Here is a 19688-nt window from a genome sequence, read left to right as displayed (position 1 = left end):
GTAACGAGATTAAGGGGGAAATGGTATGACTAAGCTTCAATTCTCTTGTTGTCATCAGCTTAGGCCCAACTATTAAATCCGGAACATATTAGAGTCAAAATATTTCAGCTGACCTATAAAAAACAATATAGTACATTCGACCTGGAAACTAATAAATAGGTAATTAATAAACCTGTGACAAAACCTTGGAGGGGAAAATGAAGTTTAACAAACGATCAGTACTCACGAGCGCAGTTTGTGCTCAAGTAGCTTTACTGTCAGGTGCAATGAATGCTGCCGTATTAGAGGAAGTGGTAGTTACCGCTCAAAAGCGTGAGCAGAGTGTGCAGGATGTAGGTATTGCGGTTTCTGCGTTTACGGGCAAACAGATGGAAGCATTAGGTTACACCAATGCGCAACAGGTAACTGCGATGGCACCTGGTGTCAGCACCATTCAGCCGAACGGTGAAGCAAATTACGCGATCGGTATTCGCGGTGTGGCCAACAGCGATTTCACCACCAACGTCGAAAGCCCTGTGGCGATTTATCTTGATGAAGTGTATATCAGCCAGATGTCTGGAGCTGGATTTGCACTGTTTGATATGGAGCGGGTAGAAATTTTACGCGGACCACAGGGCACCCTGTTTGGGCGCAACGCCACTGGTGGTCTGGCACATTTTATTTCTAAGAAACCAACAGAAGAAGCAGAAGGTTATGCCAAGTTAACTTTGGGCGAGTATGACCAAGTTAAATTTGAAGGTGCTGTCGGTGGAACACTGATAAAAGATACCCTGACAGCGCGTCTTTCCGTCGCCACACACGATAATGATGGTTATATCGAAAACCGTTTAGGCAAAGATTTAAATAACGCTGAAGACCGAACGGCTCGTTTACAGTTTCTGTTTACACCTAACGATGACGTTAAGTTGTTACTGAATTTCAGAGGTTCAGAGCAGGATATCCGTACCGGTTTTTTTGAAAATGTCTCATCGGTTGGAGCACCAGGTGAATTGACGCCTACCACGCCAAACCCGGTGTTAGGCGGATATATAGATAACGACGGTGATGTGTGGGCTGGCGATTATGATGACCCTGGATATAATGATTTAGAAACAAGAGGTTATAGTGCTACGCTCACCTGGGATTTTGAAAAATTTACACTGACGTCCATTACTGATGTGTCAACTGTGGAACGTCGTTATATAGAAGATTCTGATGCGTCTCCGCTTTCTTTCTTTAACTTCTTTCTGACCACGGATGCCGATCAAAAGTCGCAGGAAATTCGTTTGAACGGTGTTACCGATAACTTCAAATGGGTAACGGGCTTTTATTATATGGATCTGGAAATTGATGATTCCAATGGGGCTGTTACCGACCCTTTCATTGGACCAGCCCCAACTCCTGGCGCTGAAGGTGGTTTAAACAACCCCTACAGTTCTAGCCTGGAATCCTATTCCGTATTTGGGCAGGTAGAATTTAACCTTTCTGAACAGCTGTCGGCGGTGATTGGTCTGCGCGCAATCAAGGATGAGAAAGAATTTGACTATAAGATCGAAGCGGTTGAATTTTTGAACCCTGATATTCGCAACTTCGACTCGCCCAGTAATCTTAATTCATTGGGTGTTCTGGCTACCTATGCCGGTGATAGAAAAGATGATGAGTGGTCAGCAAGGGCACAGCTGGATTGGCGGCCAAACGATGATGCCCTGGTTTATCTGAGTTGGAATCGTGGTGTTAAAGGTGGTGGTTATAATGCGCCAATTTTCCCGCTTAACCCACCCGCTACTGATTATAATGACGCCACCATGAGCTACGACCCCGAGCAGCTAGACGCTTATGAAATAGGTTTTAAATACACCTTTATGGGTGGTTTGGCGCGTTTAAACGGTGCCGTATATTACTATGATTATTCGGATTATCAGGCGTTTAATATTATCGGCCTAGATACGCTCACTTTGAATGCAGAAGCAGATAGCAGCGGTTTTGAGTTAGAGCTTCAGGCGTCGCCAATAGAAGGGCTGGATATCTTACTTGGCGCTGCCTACAACGATATTGAGGTCACCCTGCCTTCCGGTCAAAACACAACTTCCGTGCAGTCCCCCAAATGGAACCTTAATGGTTTAGTCCGCTATGAGTGGGAGATAATGGGTGGTCATGTGGCAGTGCAGGCGGATGCAGTGTACCGCTCGGAGCATCTGTTCGCATTATCGGAATTGGATAACGTGACAGAAGATGGCTATGTGCTGAGTAACGCTTCACTGACCTATACCACGGCAGATGATAAGTGGATGGCCTCGGTATTTGTTAACAATTTAACGGATAAAGAGTATTTAGTGCAGACCTTTGACCTCTCAACTACCGGTGTGTTTGGGTTGACAGAGCAGTACTACGGTCGTCCACGCTGGTGGGGTGCTTCTTTAACCTATCGTTGGGGTAATTAAGTCATAGAGATTTGAAGAACCACCATTTAGAACAGAAGCTGATTTTACAGGGCTTCTGTTCTATTTTTTAGTTCTTATTATTTGAGTCAAATTACCTATATTTTACGACGTCTTGTCTGCGCTAAACTAAATCAGTTTGCCAAATTCCGAGTAGGCCAAAATAATGAATTATTCTGAACTCTACCGATCTTTTCAATGGCCCCGTCCAGAGCACTTTAATTTTGCGACTGAGGTCATTGACCATTGGGCACAAGACCCCGGCAAGCTTGCCATGCTTTGGGTTGATGATGCTGGTAATGAGATTAACAAGACCTTTGCCGATATTAGCCTTGCCTCATGCAAGCTTGCCAATGTGTTGACAACGGCTGGGGTAAAGCGCGGTGATACCGTGGTTATCGTGTTGGGGCGTCAAATCGCCTGGTGGGAAACAGTCACCGCCTGTTTGCGCATGGGTGCTATTGTTTCTCCCGGCACCATGCAGCTCGCGCCCAATGATTTGGCTTATCGTATTAATACGGCTGAAGCAACTTGTGTTGTCACAGATAGTGTCGGGGCTGCTAAGTTAGATAAGGTCTTAGACCAATGCCCCAGCTTAAACGCTAAATTACATATCGGTGGTGAGCGCGCAGGTTGGGTTGATTTCGAGGCAGCCGTAGAACAGGCCAGCGATGACTTTGTTGCCGCCGATACTGGCGCTGACGAACCCGCATTGTGTTACTTTACCTCCGGCACCACCGGTTATCCTAAGATGGCCATGCATGCGCAAAGTTATGGCCTGGCGCATTCGGTTACCGGCAAATACTGGTTGGATTTGAAGCCTGACGATCTGCACTGGAATATCAGTGATACGGGTTGGGCGAAAGCCGCCTGGAGTAGTTATTTCGGCCCCTGGAACTGTGGTGCAGCCATTTTTGTGCATCACTCCAGTGGCTTTAATGCCGACCAAACACTTAAGCTGATGTCGCAGTACCCGGTCACCACAGTATGCGGCGCGCCCACTATTTACCGTATGCTGGTACAACAGAATCTATCCCAATATGACTTTGCTAGCTTACGCCATTGTGTTGCGGCAGGTGAACCGCTCAATCCCGAAGTCATTAATGTCTGGAAAAAAGCAACTGGAATTACGGTGCGCGATGGTTACGGTCAAACTGAAACAGTAATTCTTTGCGGTAATTTCCCCGGTATCGAACCACGGTTTGGTTCGATGGGTAAACCAACCCCCGGTATTGATCTGCAAGTTATCGATCATGAGGGGAATATTGCGGCAGTTAATACGGAGGGTGATATTGCGGTTAGGGTCAAGCCGCAACGGCCATTAGGTTTATTTAAAGAATATAAGAATCAGCCAGAGAAAACTGCCAAATGCTTTAAGGGTGATTGGTATCTGACGGGTGACCGGGCTTATGTCGATGAGGATGGCTATTTTTGGTTTGTGAGCCGATCCGATGATGTGATTCTATCCTCCGGTTACCGTATTGGCCCGTTTGAGGTGGAAAGCGCTTTGTTGGAGCATCCGGCGGTTGCAGAATCGGCGGTGGTGTCGAGTCCGGATAAAGACCGGGGTGAAGTAGTGAAAGCCTTTGTGGTACTGGTGTCGGGTTATGAGGCAAATGATCTGTTGAGCCAGGAATTGAAGACCCATGTCAAAACGGTGACTGCTCCCTACAAGTATCCGCGTAAGATCGAGTTTGTCACGGAATTGCCGAAAACCATCAGCGGTAAGATTCGACGAATAGAGTTGCGCGAGCGTGAGTGGCGTGATCAGAACACCGGAGTGGAGGGTTAGGAGAACAGTGATGTTTGGTACTTGTATAATTACACACACTGCATCCGGTTGAGAGAAATAAGCACGTGGTGAATCGACAAAAAAGTTATTTCCGTGGGCCTGAAACAACGCTGTTATTGCAGCAAACCATTGGCGCTCGATTTGATCAGACGGTCAGCCAATATCCAGATCACCCGGCGTTGATTTCGCGCCATCAGGGTATTCGCTGGAACTATCGCGAGTATCAGCAGCAGATCGAACAGTTTGCGGCGGGTTTACTGGCGATTGGTATCGAAAAAGGTGACCGCGTGGGGATTTGGGCGCCCAACTGTTATGAGTGGTGTCTGACCCAATTCGCGACTGCTAAAATTGGCGCAATTATGGTTTGCATTAATCCAGCTTATCGCTTGTATGAGCTGGAATATGCGCTGAACAAGGTGGAGTGTAAAGCCATCGTCAGTGCCGAACGATTCAAGAGCAGCGAATACCTGCAAATGTTACAGGCATTGGCACCGGAATTAGCTAACTCAAACCCTGGCCAACTACAATCGAAAAAGTTACCCCATTTACGCAGCGTGATTCGTATGGGTAATGCGATAACTCCCGGCATGTATAATTTTGCCGAGGTTGCCAGTCGTGGCGGTGAGGCGGAATTTCAGCGTATCAAAGCGCTTAAGGCTGAGCTTTTACCCTCGGACCCCATCAATATTCAGTTTACTAGCGGTACCACCGGCAGCCCCAAAGGGGCAACGCTGACGCATATTAATATCCTCAATAATGGCAAAATTGTGGGTGACGGCATGCGCTTAACCGAGCGAGATAAACTCTGTATCCCGGTGCCGCTTTACCATTGTTTCGGCATGGTGATGGGTAACCTGGCCTGTATTACCCATGGTTCGGCGGCAGTTTTTCCGGGTGATGCTTTTGATCCCCTCAGTACCTTAACCACGGTCGCCGAGGAGCGTTGTACAGCCCTGCATGGAGTGCCCACCATGTTTATCGGTGAACTCGAACATCCACAATTCAAAGAGTTTGATTTGAGCTCACTCAGAACCGGTATTATGGCAGGTGCACCCTGTCCCATTGAGGTGATGAAACGGGTGTTGCGTGATATGCACATGTCCGAAGTGTTGATTGCCTATGGCCAGACCGAAACCAGCCCGGTGAATCACATGACCGCCGTTGACGACCCGATCGAAAAGCGCGTCAGTACGGTGGGTCAACCCGGGCCCCACCTGGAAATAAAATTATTGAACGAACAGGGTGAGATAGTGCCGATTGGTGAGAAAGGTGAAATTTGTTGTCGAGGTTATTCGGTGATGCAGTGTTACTGGAATGATGCCGAGAAAACCGCTGAAACTATTGATCAAGACGGCTGGCTGTATTCTGGAGATATCGGCATTATGGACACAGGTGGTTATGTGCAGATTGTTGGCCGGCTCAAGGATATGATTATCCGCGGTGGTGAAAATATTTATCCGCGTGAGGTGGAAGAATTTTTATACACCCATCCCAAAATTCAGGACGTCCAAGTATTCGGTGTCAAAGATGAACGTTTTGGCGAGCAGGTGTGCGCCTGGATTCAGACACATCACGGCGAGTCGATGACAGAGCAGGAAGTCAAAGAGTTTTGTCAGGGTAATATTGCACACTTTAAGGTGCCGCAATACGTTCGTTTTGTTGAGGAATACCCGATGACGGTCACCGGAAAAATTCAAAAATTTAAAATGCGTGAAATGATGGAGCAAGAATTAGATTGACAGGTTTGGCCGATATATCTCTCGGGTTGGGCCGTTAGTGGGGCAATATGAACTACTCTTTAGGAGACAGAACGATGAGTGAGTACAGACTACTAATTGATGGTGAATTAGTCGCCGGAAGCGGCACTATGGATGTGATAAACCCAGCCAATGAAACAGTGCTGGCGCAGTGTCCGCTGGCAGATGTTGGTCAACTGGAGCAAGCAGTTGCCGCGGCGAACCGCGCTTTTCCTGCCTGGAGTCAAACCCCAATCGCCGAGCGCAAACAAAAATTATTACAGGTGGCTGATGCGATCAAAGCTAACGCCGAGCGCGTCACCAAAGTGCTGACGGGCGAGCAGGGTAAACCGTTGGAGCAGGCCGCTGCAGAAGTTGGCTTTGCTGAAATTTTTTGTCGGCATTTTGCGGCGCAGGATTTACCTTCTGAAGTGTTGCTCGAAGATGAGAATCAGCGTGTCGAAATCCACCGTAAACCCTTGGGTGTGGTGGCGGGTATCATGCCCTGGAACTTTCCTTTTCTGATTGCTGTTTATAAGTTGGCTCCCGCGCTTTTAGCCGGCAATACGCTGATTCTTAAACCCGCGCCGACCACACCCTTAACCGCACTGATGTTGGGAGCAATGATCAAGGATATATTACCGCCGGGCGTGCTCAATATTATTGCCGATAATAACGATCTCGGTGCCGCACTGACCAAGCATCCCAAAATTGCCAAGATTTCCTTCACCGGATCAACGCCAACAGGAAAAGCGATTATGGCAAGTGCCGCGGGCACACTCAAACGCCTGACGTTGGAATTGGGTGGCAACGATGCGGCTATTGTGTTGGATGATGCCGACCCGAAAAAGATCGCCGCTGGTATTTTTGGTTCGGCGTTCTTGAACAGCGGTCAGGTCTGTATCGCGCTAAAACGTTTGTATGTGCATGAAAGTATCTACGACAGTCTGTGCGATGAAATTGCAGCCATGGCAAACAGCGCCGTGGTGGGTGATGGCATGGAAGCAGGCACTCAGTTCGGCCCAGTACAAAATAAAGCACAATTCGACAAGGTTTGTCATTATGTCGAAAGTGCCAAACAGACTGGCAAGATTATTGCGGGTGGTGATATTCCCAACCGACCAGGTTATTTTGTGCCGCTGACGGTGGTGAGAGATATTGAAGATGGAACACCTTTGGTGGATGAAGAGCCGTTCGGACCGGTACTGCCGATCATCAAGTATACTGATCTGGAAGATGTCATTGCCCGTGCCAACAGTTCACCCTATGGTCTGGGTGGATCGGTCTGGTCGAGCAATATGGAGCGTGCGCAGCAGGTAGCTTCGCGCATCGATAGCGGCACCGTCTGGGTCAACCAGCATTGCGCCTTTGGCCCGCATATTCCATTCCCTCCAGCGAAAGAGTCCGGTGTGGGAGTCGAGTGGGGCAAGGAGGGTTTGGAAGAGTTCACTGCCATGCAAGTAATTAATATTAATAAAGCAGGTTAGCTATTATTGGGAATTTTTTCTGAGCGGGGCGGCGTAATAGTCGCCCTTTTTGCTTGAAACCGCCCTGACCAATTGAGTTGTTCCTATAAATGAAACTAACAGCAATAGAAGGCAATACCCAAAGCCTGGACGGGGGCGCGAGTTTTGGCAATGCACCCAAAGCGGTGTGGACGAAATGGTATACGCCCGATGTTCATAATCGGATTAAATTAGCAACCAGAACATTGTTGGTTGAGTTTGATGATGGCTTGAAAGTGCTATTTGAAACGGGTGTAGGCGCTTTCCTAGAACCTTCTTTAAAAACGCGTTATGGCATCGATGATTCTGCTCACCAGCTCTTGGAAAATCTTTCAAAGCATCATCTTCAGCACGAGGAAATCGACGCGGTGGTGCTATCCCATTTGCATTTCGATCATGCCGGAGGATTGTTAAGCACGTGGCAAGAGGATAAAAAGTCGGAGCTATTATTTCCGAATGCGCGCTATATCGTTTCGGCAAAACATTGGCAGCGTGCAGTAAAACCGCATCCCCGGGATCGCGCATCTTTTATTCCCGAGTTACCACAACTACTGCTTGATTCAGGGCGCTTGGAATTGATTGACGGTCAGCAAAGCTCGATCCTCGACGGCAAGGTCAAAGTCCTGTTTTCCGATGGCCATACGCCGGGATTGATGCTTTCAGAGATCGCTTCTCCCAACGGGCCACTGGTCTATAGTTCGGATTTAGTAGCGGGTGCGCCATGGGTGCATATCCCGATCACTATGGGGTATGATCGTTTCCCTGAGCAGGTGATCAATGAAAAAGCGGAACTACTCGCTGACCTTTATCAACGTGATGGGCGCTTGTTTTTTTGCCACGACCCTAATATGGCTTGCGGCAAATTACTAAGGGACGAGCAAGGTCGATTTTCCGTCTGTGCTGATCCGCTGTGATTGCCGTTACACCACACTTCAATTTATAAGGACTCATCAATGAGCGAATCCACCCCCGCTAAGACTATTAGCTTTGAGACTATCGAATACTCAGTAGCCAACCAGGTCGCCCACATTCGTCTAAACCGGCCGGATGCGGCCAACACACTCAACCTGCAATTGGCGCAGGATCTGCATCAGGCGGTGCTGGCCTGTGAAGAGGATAGTGATGTAAGAGCGGTATTACTCAGCGCGGAAGGTAAGTTATTTTGCGCTGGAGGTGACTTAGCTTCCTTCGCCGAGAAGGGCGACGCCATTTCGGAGGAATTAAAAAAAGTAACTTTTTATGCCCATGACGCCTTCATTCGCTTAATGCGTATGCCTGCGCCGGTAGTCACCGCGGTGAACGGTGCAGCGGCTGGTATTGGATTAAGTTTAGCGTTGATTGGTGATTACACGATTGCCTCGAGCAAAGCCTCATTTACTTCCGCCTACACCGCCGCCGGCCTATCGCCCGATGGCGGATGCACCAGTTTACTTGTGGAATTAGTGGGCAGTAAACGAGCCAAAGAATTGATGCTGCTCAATCGGCGTTTAAGCGCCAACGAAGCATTGGACTGGGGCATGATAAATCGTGTGGTGGAGCCGGAAGAACTAGCCGCAGCGGCACTGGAATTAGCAACTACCTTCGCCAATGGGCCGACTCTGGCCTATGGTGCGGTGAAACGTTTGGTGTCGGGTGCCGCCAAGAATAATATCGAAGCGCAAATGACATCGGAATCGCGCATGATAGCGGCTAATGCCAAAACCAAAGATGGCAAAGAAGGGATTAAGGCGTTTTTAGAAAAGCGCAAACCGCATTTTTCGGGTCGCTAGCCAAGGCTTTAATTCCCTCTGGTAGCGTCAACTGGTCACCTATTTAACTGTCGGCCATTTAAAGGCTTGACTCATGTTGGCGTTTTGCCGAGCCGTTGGATTTGCCATAAAGTGAGTATCACCAGCCTAACACATCCTAAATAAAGTAAGCTGCGCATGACCCTGTGTTAAGTGATTTCCTAATTCACCGAGCGTATTATTTGGTTAATCCCTGGTTAGCGGTTATTGTTTCACCACATTGATTCGTGCACCCTGTCATAGACGGCGGATACTCAGTGAATTATTGGCATGAAATTGAATGCTAGATAGATTACCACTCATTAGTACAAAGCTTTCTCCACCGAATCCTTCGGCGGGAGAAGTGCCGCGCGAAAGGCTTGTCGGTTTTTGCGATAACTTTTTGGGATCGACACTGGTTCTGATAACGGCCCCCCCGGGATCGGGTAAAACGACGCTGATAGGACAATGGTGTCGCCTGATTAAAAGTAAAGATAGGCGAGTGTGTTGGGTTAGTTTGGGTAAAGAGGAAAGTATCGAGCGTAACTTTGTCGATTACCTAAGCCATGCACTGCTCTCTTTAGACCTGGAGTGGGACAAGGCCTTTCTAGAGTTGATCAGCAAACCAAAAGAAGTGTCTCTCGAGTTACTGCTGGTCTCTTTGGTTAATGCGCTTAACCAGCTGGAAGAAAAGGTGTTTATTTTTCTGGATGACTACCATCTCGTTAATTCCGATAAGATTAATAAACCGTTGGGAGCCTTCCTGCTGCTCGCGCCTGAGAATGTGACATTGACGATTAGCAGTCGGGAACGGGTAGGACTTCCTCTGAATAAGTTAAGAGCGGATGGCCGACTCCAGGAAATCGGATTCGATGAATTACGCTTTAACTTTCTTGAGGCCTGCGACTATCTAAAAGCCACCTCATTGAATCTCACGATAAGAGATGTTGAGCAATTGCTTGAGGTCACGGAAGGGTGGGCTGTGGGGTTACAACTGCTCTGTCTTTCGCCAGCAATTCGGGCTAACCCGACGAATTTTATCGAAAGGTTTTCGGGCGTAAATAAAAACGTTAAGTCTTATATCGAAGAGATCGTGTTGACGGCGTTACCGGAAAATGAAATTGCGTTATTGCTTCGCACATCAATTCTGGATCGCCTCTGTGGTCCTTTGTGCGAGGCTGTCGCTGGTACCGCCAACGCCGCCGAAATCCTCAAGGATATCCAGTCCAAATCTATGTTTGTCACCGGCCTGGACGAGGAGGGTTACTGGTATCGCTATCATCACATCTTTGCTGCGGTATTACTCAACATGCTGCAAACTAGGTACCCCAATGAATTACAGACTTTGCATGCGCGCGCCAGTCAGTGGTTTTTGGATAATAACCTGCTGTCGGAGGCGGTGCGTCATGCTATAGCGTCCGAACGTATTGAAAATACCATCGAAATTGCTACTCAGGCTGCGGGATCATTAGCCGACGAGGGTGACCTGGAAACGCTTGAGAGTTGGTTGCAGTCCATCTATGTGGAGGATGAACATCAGCGCTTTCATCTAGGATTGATTCGTGTGTGGGCGCTGGCCCACAGTCTCAAGTTGGCTGAAGCAAGAGCTTTGCTGAAAAGCATTCACAGCGGTATTAAGGAATCGGATATTACCCTCAGTGAGACCGAGCAAGCCGAACTGCATGTAGTCGAGGGAATTGTCGCCAATATATCGGACGATACCGCGATGGGTATCATGCAAATGGAACCCTGCGCAGCGAGCCTACCGATTGATCGGCCTTGGGTAGTTTGGCTGTTATGCAATGCATTAACCTTTGCTTTGACCAGCGCTTCACGCTATGAGGATGCACGAAAAGTCTATATGTTGTTGCCGGAGCAGCTGGAGAGAAATCCAAAAAGCGTATTTGTTAGCGTCTACCGCAAATATGTTTGGAGTATCTACCATAAACGGCAAGGCAGTATTGATATGGCGATACTTCTGATCAAGGAAGGTTTGGCCCTCGCCGAAGAAAAAACGGGTTACCATTCTAATGGTGCCGCTCTGGCTGCTGGCTATTTGGCGGGTTTGTTGTACGAGAAGGACGAGTTTGAGCAACTGGAACGTGTCTTGGCTGGTCGTCTGGATGTCATCAAGAAAACCGCATTATTGGATCCATTACGCGGTGCTTATCTGGCGTTATCCCGGGTCAGACGGCGACAATATTTGGCCCCCGATGCCGATAAACTGCTCGAAGAAATGGAGCACTTTGGCGTCGTTCGGAACTGGCCGCGGCTACTTGCCTCTGCGTTATATGAGCGATTGTGTCTGGCCACAAGGGACAATGAATTAGCCGATGCGGAAAAACTGCTTGAGCAAATGCAAGGGCTGCTGGCTGATGTCCCGGAACAACGTTGTGCTTTGTCGGAAATCAAAGATCTATATCAACTCGCGCAGGTACGAGTTCTCTTGCTAAAACAGGATTATCAGAGGGCAATTGAGATATCGACGAGTGAAATTCGCGAGCATAGGCTGTTGGGTAATATGACGAGAGCATTGCTGTCTCAGCTGTTATATGTGCAGGCCTTGGCGCTGGCGGGCGATGAGAAAGCTGCGCTCAAGAATCTAGCGCAGGTGCTAAAAAATGCAGAAAAAGCGGGGCTTCTTCGGTCAGTTATGGACGATATTAAACCTATTTCGTTGCTATTTAATAAGCTGGTATCGGAGCAGCCGCAAATTGTCTCGGCTAGCTATTTGGCAAAAATGCTCGAAGTCTGTAGAACGTCGATATCAGAAAATAATGCAAGTCAAAAACCTGCTGCCAAGCGGGTTAGCCTCAGCCCTCGGGAACAAGACATGTTGCGGCTGCTACGCACGGGTAAAGTGAATAAAGAAATCGCCCGCGAGTTGAATCTATCCCTAGAAACGGTCAAATGGCACCTCAAAAACCTCTACTCAAAGCTGGGCGTCGCTAACCGGTTGCAGGCCATCAGCCAAACAGACGTGCTGTTAACCGGTGATAACCCGATCCACCACTAGTCACTTTTGTTTTTTCGAGCGCTAACCCCTCTTTTTCGCATTTAGACCCCACACCTGTGAGGGGGGGTATTTCGTATGGTGCGATGTTATCTTTTAGCTGGCGATATAGATAAGGTAAAGCGTCCGAACCATGTCATAACCAGATAATAAGGTGCTAGCGGTGGTGCAGTAGCATCATCTTGTACGAAACAGGCTTTGCCGGTTATCTTTGCGGAGATTAGCCATGATCGCTATGAAGGAATTGCACGTTAAATCCATGGTTTATGTAATCCACCGACGGGCTGGATGTGGGTAAAAAGGTGTTGTCGGCTGTCATCGTCAGAAATCGTCAAGCGCTTTCTGACGATGAGTCGGCAGAGGCGGAATGATGACGAGTCACAAGGGGTAAATTATGGGGCTGGATAAAGCGCAACTGCTGGATGCTTACGCACGGATGAAAACGATCAGAGAGTTTGAAGAGAGAATACACAGGGAAAACACGACGGGCGATATCCCCGGGTTTGTACATCTTTATGCGGGCCAGGAAGCCATTGCGGCGGGTGTCTGTATTCATTTGCGTGATCAGGATTATATAGGCAGTACCCATCGTGGTCATGGTCATAGCATCGCCAAGGGTTGCGACGTGCACGGCATGATGGCGGAGATCTTTGGTAAAAAAGACGGGCTGTGCGGTGGCAAAGGTGGCTCGATGCATATTGCTGACCTGGAACTGGGTATGTTGGGAGCCAATGCCATTGTCGGGGGTAATCCTCCCCTAGCCGTGGGCGCGGCGCTCTCGGCGAAGGTGCAAAAAAACGCTGGCGTTGCGGTGTCCTTCAGCGGTGACGGGGCGTCAAATCAGGGAACCACTTTCGAAGCGATGAATATGGCTGTGGTGTTGCAATTGCCCGTGGTATTTGTGTTTGAGAACAATGGCTATGGTGAAGCCACCGGTTGCAGTTATGCGGTCGGTGGCAGCAGCATTGCGGAACGCGCCGCGGGATTTGGGTTGCCCGCTGTGACGGTGGACGGTACTGACTTCTTTGCTGTGGAAAAGGCCGCAAGCGAAGCGATTACCCGTGCACGGGAGGGGCAGGGACCAAGTGTGATCGAGGCTAAAGCCATGCGGTTTTATGGCCATTTCGAGGGAGATCCTCAAGCCTATCGGTCCCGTGAAGAATTACAGCGTATCAGGGAGTCCGGTGATTGTTTGAAAAAGTTTAACGCGATGGCCCAGGCTCAAGCGGCGATTACAAAAGAGGAATTCGAACGCATTGATGCCGATATTCTACAGTTGATCGATAGCGCGGTAGAACAAGCGCGAGCGGCGGAGTTCCCGCAAGTCAACGATCTGTTGACGGATGTTTATGTTGCCTATCAATAATTGGAGTAATCAGCGATGAGCCAAAAAACCATTCGTGAGGCGCTAAACGAAGCGTTGCGCCAGGAAATGGAGCGCGATGAAAGGGTGATTGTCATCGGGGAAGATGTTGCCGGAGGCAAGGGTGGCAGCGGCATCGATGACGCTTACGGCGGACCGCTGGGTGTGACTAAGGGGTTGACGGGGATTTTCGGCAACGACCGCGTAATCGACACGCCGATAACGGAATCAGCTATTATGGGTGCCGCCGCTGGTGCCGCGATGACCGGCCTAAGACCGGTTGCGGAACTCATGTTCGTGGATTTTATGGGCGTTTGCTTCGATCAGATTTTTAATCAGGCAGCCAAATTTCGCTATATGTTCGGCGGTAAAGCACGCACGCCTTTGGTGATTCGAACCACCATCGGTGCTGGCATGCGGACGGCGGCTCAGCATTCGCAATGTCTGTACCATATGTTTACTTCTGTACCGGGCTTGAAATGCGTGATGCCAAGTAATGCCTATGATGCGAAAGGGCTACTGATAGAAGCCATCAGAGATGACGATCCGGTGATCTTTTTTGAAAATAAACTCCTCTACGATTTGACAGCAGAGGTGCCGGATGAAGCCTACTCCATACCCTTTGGCGAGGCCAATATCGTGCGCGCAGGGCGGGATGTCACGATAGTGGCCTTCTCACGCATGGTTCACGTCGCCGAGCAGGCTGCGCAAAAACTGTCAGAGCAGGGAATATCCGTTGAGATCATCGATCCCAGAACCAGTTCGCCTTTGGATGAAGAGACAATTTTGGAATCGGTAGAGGCAACTGGCCGTTTGATAGTGGTTGACGAGTCCGCCGCCCGCTGTGGGTTAGCCGCCGATGTGGCTGCTCTCGTTGCGGAGAAGGGCTTCGGCAGTCTGAAAGCGCCGATTATTAAAATAACGCCCCCCCACACCCCAGTTCCCTTCTCACCACCGCTCGAAGATGCGTATGTGCCCGATGTTGCCCGGGTGATAGAAGGTGTCCGTCAGGTGCTCAATTAGGAGGGGAAATGATCAAAGCAATTACTGTCCCCAAATGGGGGCTATCGATGGAAGAGGGCGAGTTGCTCAGTTGGTTGGTCGCGCCAGGCGATAAGATAGGCCTGGGGCAGGAAATCGCGGAAATTGAAACCACCAAAATTACCGGTACCGTTGAGGCTCAGGTTGCCGGCATTCTGCGTAAGCTGGTGGCACAGGAACAACAAGTTTTGCCGGTGGGCGCATTAATGGCGGTGGTCACTGACGGCGATGAGAGCGAGCAAGAGATAGATGAATTTATTGTGGGGTTTCAAAGCGCCGAAATTGAGAGTTTGCATAACAGCGTTAGCAAAGAGGTCGTCAGTGGACGCGTGGCGTTAGATGGCGTAGAAATATTTTATCTGGATTACCAAGCGGAGCAGGGGGATCAGGCTAAGCTGCCACTCTTGCTGGTTCACGGCTTCGGCGGTGATTCCGGAAATTGGCTATTTAACGCTGAAAAATTAGCTTCGAATCGAAGGGTGGTTGCCATTGACTTACCGGGTCATGGGCAGTCATCGAAAGGGGTTATAGATGGTACTATCGTCGGCTTGAGTAAAACCCTAAGGTTATTTTTGGATCACCTCGAGCTGCCCCGTATTCAGGTTATGGGGCATTCCTTAGGTGCCGCGGTGGCGTTGCAGTTGGCGTTGACTGAGTCTAAGCGAGTTGCTGGGCTAGTATTGATTTGTCCCGCGTTGATGGGTAAAGCAGTGGACCCGGAATACCTTAATTCCTTCATTCATGAGCGCACCAAAAAACAAATGAAACCTCTATTGCAACAGCTCTTTGCTGATTCAGCCTTGGTAACCAATGAAATGGTTGAAAATTTATTGCGTTATAAACGTTTGGACGGTGTTGATTCGGCGTTGCAGACTATAGCGGCAGCCAGTCTGTTACAGGGTGAAACAGCGTTTGATGCGGATGAGGTGGAGCGACTAGATAAGCCGGTTCTTCTCATTTGGGGAGAGCAGGACAATGTGCTCTTGGAAGGTGACACCAGCGCGGTGATCAGAAGGCCGACGGCGGAATACTGGATAAAGCATTCTGGACACATGCCGCACCTGGAAAACTCGGGAATGTTGAACGGCTTCGTCAAGCAGTATCTATCGTCCGCCGATTGAACGCAAAGCACTTGAATGATGATTTGACTGGAGCAGTAGGGGCTAACAGCTATGTGGATACTACCATCCAGATTTAGGCCTTCACGGCATTTTTTGATGTGCCGTAAAATTGTTTGATGTACAAAAGAACAGGATGGTTTTTTTGCGGATTACGCAACGAGCTGGAGTGTGTGCGTGCCTCTTTCCTTCGGTGGAGGAATAGCTTGAAAGTGAACGCCGCTCTTCAAGAGCAATAGTATAGAAAGAAGGGCTACTGCTTGTGATCGCTCGACAGATGGTAAATTAAACTAGTACGGTTATGTACACCCACCTTTTCATAGATCGAACGCAAATGGTTGTTGACGGTGCGAACACTAATATAAAGCTTTTCCGCGATTAGCTGGCTGGGTAATCCTATCGCTAATAGTTCAGCAACATCCATTTCACGCCGGGATAAACCCTGTGCCTGCATGCGGCTACGCATTGACTGTGTGCAAGAGGTAGTCTCGCCGCTGGTGCCAAAGCGCACGATGAAGCGCTGACGGTTTTGTTCACCTGTCGTGTCTATTTCCACTTGGATAGGGCGGCCTTGGTGTATAAATTTAAATGTGTTGGGCTCTTGTGATGAGCTTGGTTGGCTTAGGCTGCTCGCGCATTTGAGAATAAAGCTATCGGGCAAACTAGAGCCGTCTCCCCCGCAAAGTAGTTGTGCTTTTTGGCTGATAAAAACAGGTTCCAAACGATGGTTGAGTACAGCAATACCGTCACTGCATAAACTATGGGCAAAAGTCTCGGTAATCCTGCGGCTTTCCTGCAGCATATCCTGCGCCAAGACTCTTTGAAATGCGCCCTTTAAGTGCGGAGCCAATAGGTTCGCCTTGGCAACTTCTCGCGCTGAAAATGCGGGCGCATGAATGGATCGGTGTAGCCCATAGACGCCGACGGGTTTGTTGTCATCAGATTTTAAACCGATGATCATCACATGATAGATGGATTGCGGCTTCATAAATTCGTTGTAGAACGCCGTCGAGATGTATTCTTTGTGGCTAATGACTTCGCTGGAGATGATGACGTTGCTTGGTTGGGTTGAAAGCCTCTCCAGGTAACGGTGCATGAATGGATCGGAAGAGTGGAATTCAGAGCACCAGCGTGCCATTGCGCCTTCTGGAACACCGTGTTCGGCCCCCTCAGACAGCTGGATTTGTTGGTGATTCTTGGTTATCTGGGCGTAAACACTACTGCGCGCGCCAAGCGAATGCTCCATCAGCGTGAGCGTTTCCTGTTGAAGCGCTTCCATACTATTGCACTCAAGTGCGCGCCGACTTACTTCAATAACATCTTTTAAATCCTGGGTCTGCAAGTTAACCACGGTTAGCCCCTGTCTTAGCAAACCGGATGATCAAATGAAATGTAACTTTGTTCAACCGGTAAGAAGTCGTTCCCGTAAATCTTAATTCAAACCGCTCAATAGCTCTCTCGATAACGCTGAACCAGCAGTATATACAAAATTCTGGGTTGCTGAGAAGCTGTATTTCGCTAAGGATTTATACTCAATACTCAAATAATTGAGTAATTTTTGCTATTAAGTTTTTCCCTGGCAAAGGTAATCTGTCTACCTAACAGCGCGGCTAAAGATGGCGTTAATTGCCGTATGGCTACTGTTGTAAATGTTTAGTATAAATAACAAAAACAAATGCTTGTGGAGGATACTTTATTATGAAAATGAAGAACCTGCTTATCGGCTCAACAATTTTTTCTATGCTGTGCACAGACTTGGTAGCGGCGCAGCTTGAAGAAATTATCGTCACCGCGACGAGGCGTGAAGTTAATATACAGGACACTGGCATTTCGGTGACAGCGATTTCCGGGGAAGCTTTAGAACAGTTTAATATTACGGAAACGGATTTACTTTCCATTATTACACCGGGGCTAATGTTTCAGAACGGAGGAGGTAGCCCGCTGGTGGGATTGGTATCTATCCGTGGCGTGGCACAGAATGATTTTGCTGGTCATATTGAGTCCCCTAATGCGCTTTATTTGGATGAGGTTTATCAGTCATCTATTTCTACCAATTCCGTGAAAATGTTTGATATGAACCGGGTAGAGGTTTTGCGCGGTCCACAGGGCACACTCTTTGGCCGTAATGCGACGGGTGGTCTAGTTCACCTGATTACCAATAAGCCGACGGAAGAAACCGAAGGTTATCTCAAATTAACGGCTGGTAGCTATGATTCCTATGGTTTTCAGGGTGCGATTAGTGGTTCTGTCAGCGACACCCTGACGGCCCGTCTGGCGGTCTATTACAATAAAGCCGATGGTTTTATCGAGAATGACATAGGCCCCGATCAAATAGAAGACGACACGAAGTCTGCCCGTCTGCACCTTAACTTTGCGCCGAACGACAAACTCAATATTTTATTGAGTGCTGATTTCTATGATATGGATATCGACAATGTGGGTGCGGCCTATACCCAGGCGGCGGCAGTTGATCCAGTGACGGGTTTAGGCTTCAATGTGGGTTCGACCGGCAACCTGATCACCGGCTATGTGGATGCTGACGGCGACAAGTATAGCGGTAGTTATGATCAACCGGGTTATCTTGACCGTCAGTTCAATAATGTCTCTGCAAAAATTTCCTATGACTTCGGTGGTTATCAGCTGGTTTCCATCAGTAACTTCAATAGCGTCGAAGTGGAATATCTTGAGGATAACGATTTAAGCCCTTTCCCCTTTATCGAGTTTGGACAGACTGGCGATAGCGATACCCTAAGCCAGGAATTGCGTATTGAAGAAGTAGAGGGGGAAACCCGATGGACTGCAGGCGTTTACTACCTCAATATCGATGGCGATTACTCCCAGGATCTTAATGTCTTGCCACCGCCGGATTTCGACGCCAACGTATTGGAGCTGGGGCAGCAGGCACTCTGGTCAGTCGAAACGACTTCCTACTCAGTATTCGGCCAAATTGAACGCGATCTATCTGACCAGCTGATGCTAACGGCGGGGATACGTTGGACTTACGATGATAAGGATTATGCCTACCTTGCGGTGCCACGGTTTGCTGTTGGGGGCATGTCGATTCCAGGTGTCGCGCCACTGATCGCGCCTCCCGGCAGTTTGGTAGAAGCGTCTTTAGCAAATAACGGCGTCAGCGATAGTTACGATGAGGATGGCACATCGGCGCGGTTACAGTTGGATTATTCTGTGACTCCAGACTGGTTGCTATACGCCAGTTTCAATAAGGGCTATAAGGCGTTTAACTATAATGCCGGTTTTGCGGGTCATGCGCCCTTCGCCGGCGTACGCTTTGACGGCGAAGATATTTATGCCTACGAAATTGGTAGCAAACTGGATTTCTGGTCGGGCAAAGGCCGTTGGAATATCAGTGCTTACTATTATGATTACAAGGACTATCAAGCCTTTGATCAACGCGGCATAAACTTCACCCTGTTTAATACCGACGCCACTATCAGCGGTTTGGATACGGAATTGCAATTGAAACCAGCCGACAACACGACCTTGATGTTTAGCGCGGCGTTTTTGGATACCGAGGTTGAAGATGTGCTGATTGGTACGGATCCGGCGAATCCGATCTCGGTAGATCGAGAAGCGCCCCAGTCTCCCTCCTTTACCTTCAGTGGTGCAATTGTACAAGACTTTAATCTGAGTGCGGGGGTCATCACGGTTCAGTTCAGCGGTTACTACAACAGTGGTTACTATTCGCAGTTAACCAACGCGCCAAACACGGATATTCCCAGTTATGCGATCTTTAACGGGCGTATCAGTTTTAGCGATCCTGACAGAAAGTATCAAATCGCATTATTCGCGAAAAACCTGTTTGATAAAGAATACTTTACCTACGCCTTTGATATCGCCTCGAATGGATTTACCGAACAAAGTTTGGGGATTCCACGCTGGGTCGGTGTTGAAGGTAGCTACAACTTTTAACGTCAAT

12 protein-coding genes are annotated in these 19688 nt (G+C 48.7%); 11 read left to right on the top strand and 1 reads right to left on the bottom strand.

The window, feature by feature from the left end; translation table 11 throughout:
- Positions 1–197 precede the first annotated feature (197 nt).
- The 10 genes from H6995_08460 (at position 198) to H6995_08415 (ending at position 15754) form a co-directional block, all read left to right on the top strand.
- Positions 198–2420, top strand: a complete 2223-nt coding sequence (locus H6995_08460; protein MCP5215027.1) for a TonB-dependent receptor — start codon at positions 198–200, stop codon at positions 2418–2420.
- Between the two features lie 163 nt (positions 2421–2583).
- Positions 2584–4209: an AMP-binding protein gene (locus tag H6995_08455; protein MCP5215026.1), complete on the top strand. Its 1626-nt coding sequence runs from the start codon at positions 2584–2586 to the stop codon at positions 4207–4209.
- 68 nt (positions 4210–4277) lie between these two features.
- Positions 4278–5948 carry an AMP-binding protein gene (locus H6995_08450; GenBank protein ID MCP5215025.1) on the top strand — a complete coding sequence of 557 codons (1671 nt, stop codon included), beginning with the start codon at positions 4278–4280 and terminating at the stop codon, positions 5946–5948.
- A gap of 74 nt (positions 5949–6022) precedes the next feature.
- On the top strand, positions 6023–7432 hold the full coding sequence (locus H6995_08445) for an aldehyde dehydrogenase family protein (GenBank protein ID MCP5215024.1): 1410 nt from the start codon (positions 6023–6025) through the stop codon (positions 7430–7432).
- A gap of 89 nt (positions 7433–7521) precedes the next feature.
- A complete protein-coding gene (locus H6995_08440; protein ID MCP5215023.1) occupies positions 7522–8364 on the top strand; it encodes an MBL fold metallo-hydrolase in 843 nt (280 codons plus the stop codon).
- Between the two features lie 39 nt (positions 8365–8403).
- Complete coding sequence (locus H6995_08435; GenBank protein MCP5215022.1) at positions 8404–9219, top strand: enoyl-CoA hydratase/isomerase family protein; 816 nt, start codon at positions 8404–8406, stop codon at positions 9217–9219.
- 298 nt (positions 9220–9517) lie between these two features.
- On the top strand, positions 9518–12232 hold the full coding sequence (locus tag H6995_08430) for a hypothetical protein (GenBank protein ID MCP5215021.1): 2715 nt from the start codon (positions 9518–9520) through the stop codon (positions 12230–12232).
- Between the two features lie 391 nt (positions 12233–12623).
- Complete coding sequence (locus H6995_08425; protein MCP5215020.1) at positions 12624–13595, top strand: thiamine pyrophosphate-dependent dehydrogenase E1 component subunit alpha; 972 nt, start codon at positions 12624–12626, stop codon at positions 13593–13595.
- 15 nt (positions 13596–13610) lie between these two features.
- Entirely contained in the window at positions 13611–14615 is a 1005-nt protein-coding gene (locus H6995_08420; GenBank protein MCP5215019.1) for an alpha-ketoacid dehydrogenase subunit beta, read from the top strand.
- 8 nt (positions 14616–14623) lie between these two features.
- A complete protein-coding gene (locus H6995_08415; GenBank protein MCP5215018.1) occupies positions 14624–15754 on the top strand; it encodes an acetoin dehydrogenase dihydrolipoyllysine-residue acetyltransferase subunit in 1131 nt (376 codons plus the stop codon).
- 250 nt (positions 15755–16004) lie between these two features.
- Here H6995_08415 and H6995_08410 read toward each other — a convergent pair whose 3' ends face one another.
- Complete coding sequence (locus H6995_08410) at positions 16005–17102, bottom strand: helix-turn-helix transcriptional regulator (GenBank protein ID MCP5215017.1); 1098 nt, start codon at positions 17100–17102, stop codon at positions 16005–16007.
- Positions 17103–17449: 347 nt separating this feature from the next.
- Between H6995_08410 and H6995_08405 the strand changes: the two genes are divergently transcribed.
- Entirely contained in the window at positions 17450–19681 is a 2232-nt protein-coding gene (locus H6995_08405) for a TonB-dependent receptor (GenBank protein ID MCP5215016.1), read from the top strand.
- The last annotated feature ends 7 nt before the right edge of the window (positions 19682–19688 follow it).

It is taken from the genome of Pseudomonadales bacterium (genome assembly GCA_024234615.1).
GTDB lineage: Bacteria > Pseudomonadota > Gammaproteobacteria > Pseudomonadales > IMCC2047 > JAJFKB01.
The sequence above is the reverse complement of the archived record's forward strand: the minus strand, read 5'-3'. Positions and strand labels throughout refer to the sequence as shown.

Bases quoted from the DNA above. Each gene is read 5' to 3' on its own strand.
- H6995_08405 (MCP5215016.1), top strand. From the start codon at position 17,450: ATGAAAATGAAGAACCTGCTTATCGGCTCAACAATTTTTTCTATGCTG.
- H6995_08440 (MCP5215023.1), top strand. From the start codon at position 7,522: ATGAAACTAACAGCAATAGAAGGCAATACCCAAAGCCTGGACGGGGGC.
- H6995_08415 (MCP5215018.1), top strand. From the start codon at position 14,624: ATGATCAAAGCAATTACTGTCCCCAAATGGGGGCTATCGATGGAAGAG.
- H6995_08445 (MCP5215024.1), top strand. From the start codon at position 6,023: ATGAGTGAGTACAGACTACTAATTGATGGTGAATTAGTCGCCGGAAGC.
- H6995_08430 (MCP5215021.1), top strand. From the start codon at position 9,518: ATGCTAGATAGATTACCACTCATTAGTACAAAGCTTTCTCCACCGAAT.
- H6995_08420 (MCP5215019.1), top strand. From the start codon at position 13,611: ATGAGCCAAAAAACCATTCGTGAGGCGCTAAACGAAGCGTTGCGCCAG.
- H6995_08455 (MCP5215026.1), top strand. From the start codon at position 2,584: ATGAATTATTCTGAACTCTACCGATCTTTTCAATGGCCCCGTCCAGAG.
- H6995_08435 (MCP5215022.1), top strand. From the start codon at position 8,404: ATGAGCGAATCCACCCCCGCTAAGACTATTAGCTTTGAGACTATCGAA.
- H6995_08460 (MCP5215027.1), top strand. From the start codon at position 198: ATGAAGTTTAACAAACGATCAGTACTCACGAGCGCAGTTTGTGCTCAA.
- H6995_08425 (MCP5215020.1), top strand. From the start codon at position 12,624: ATGGGGCTGGATAAAGCGCAACTGCTGGATGCTTACGCACGGATGAAA.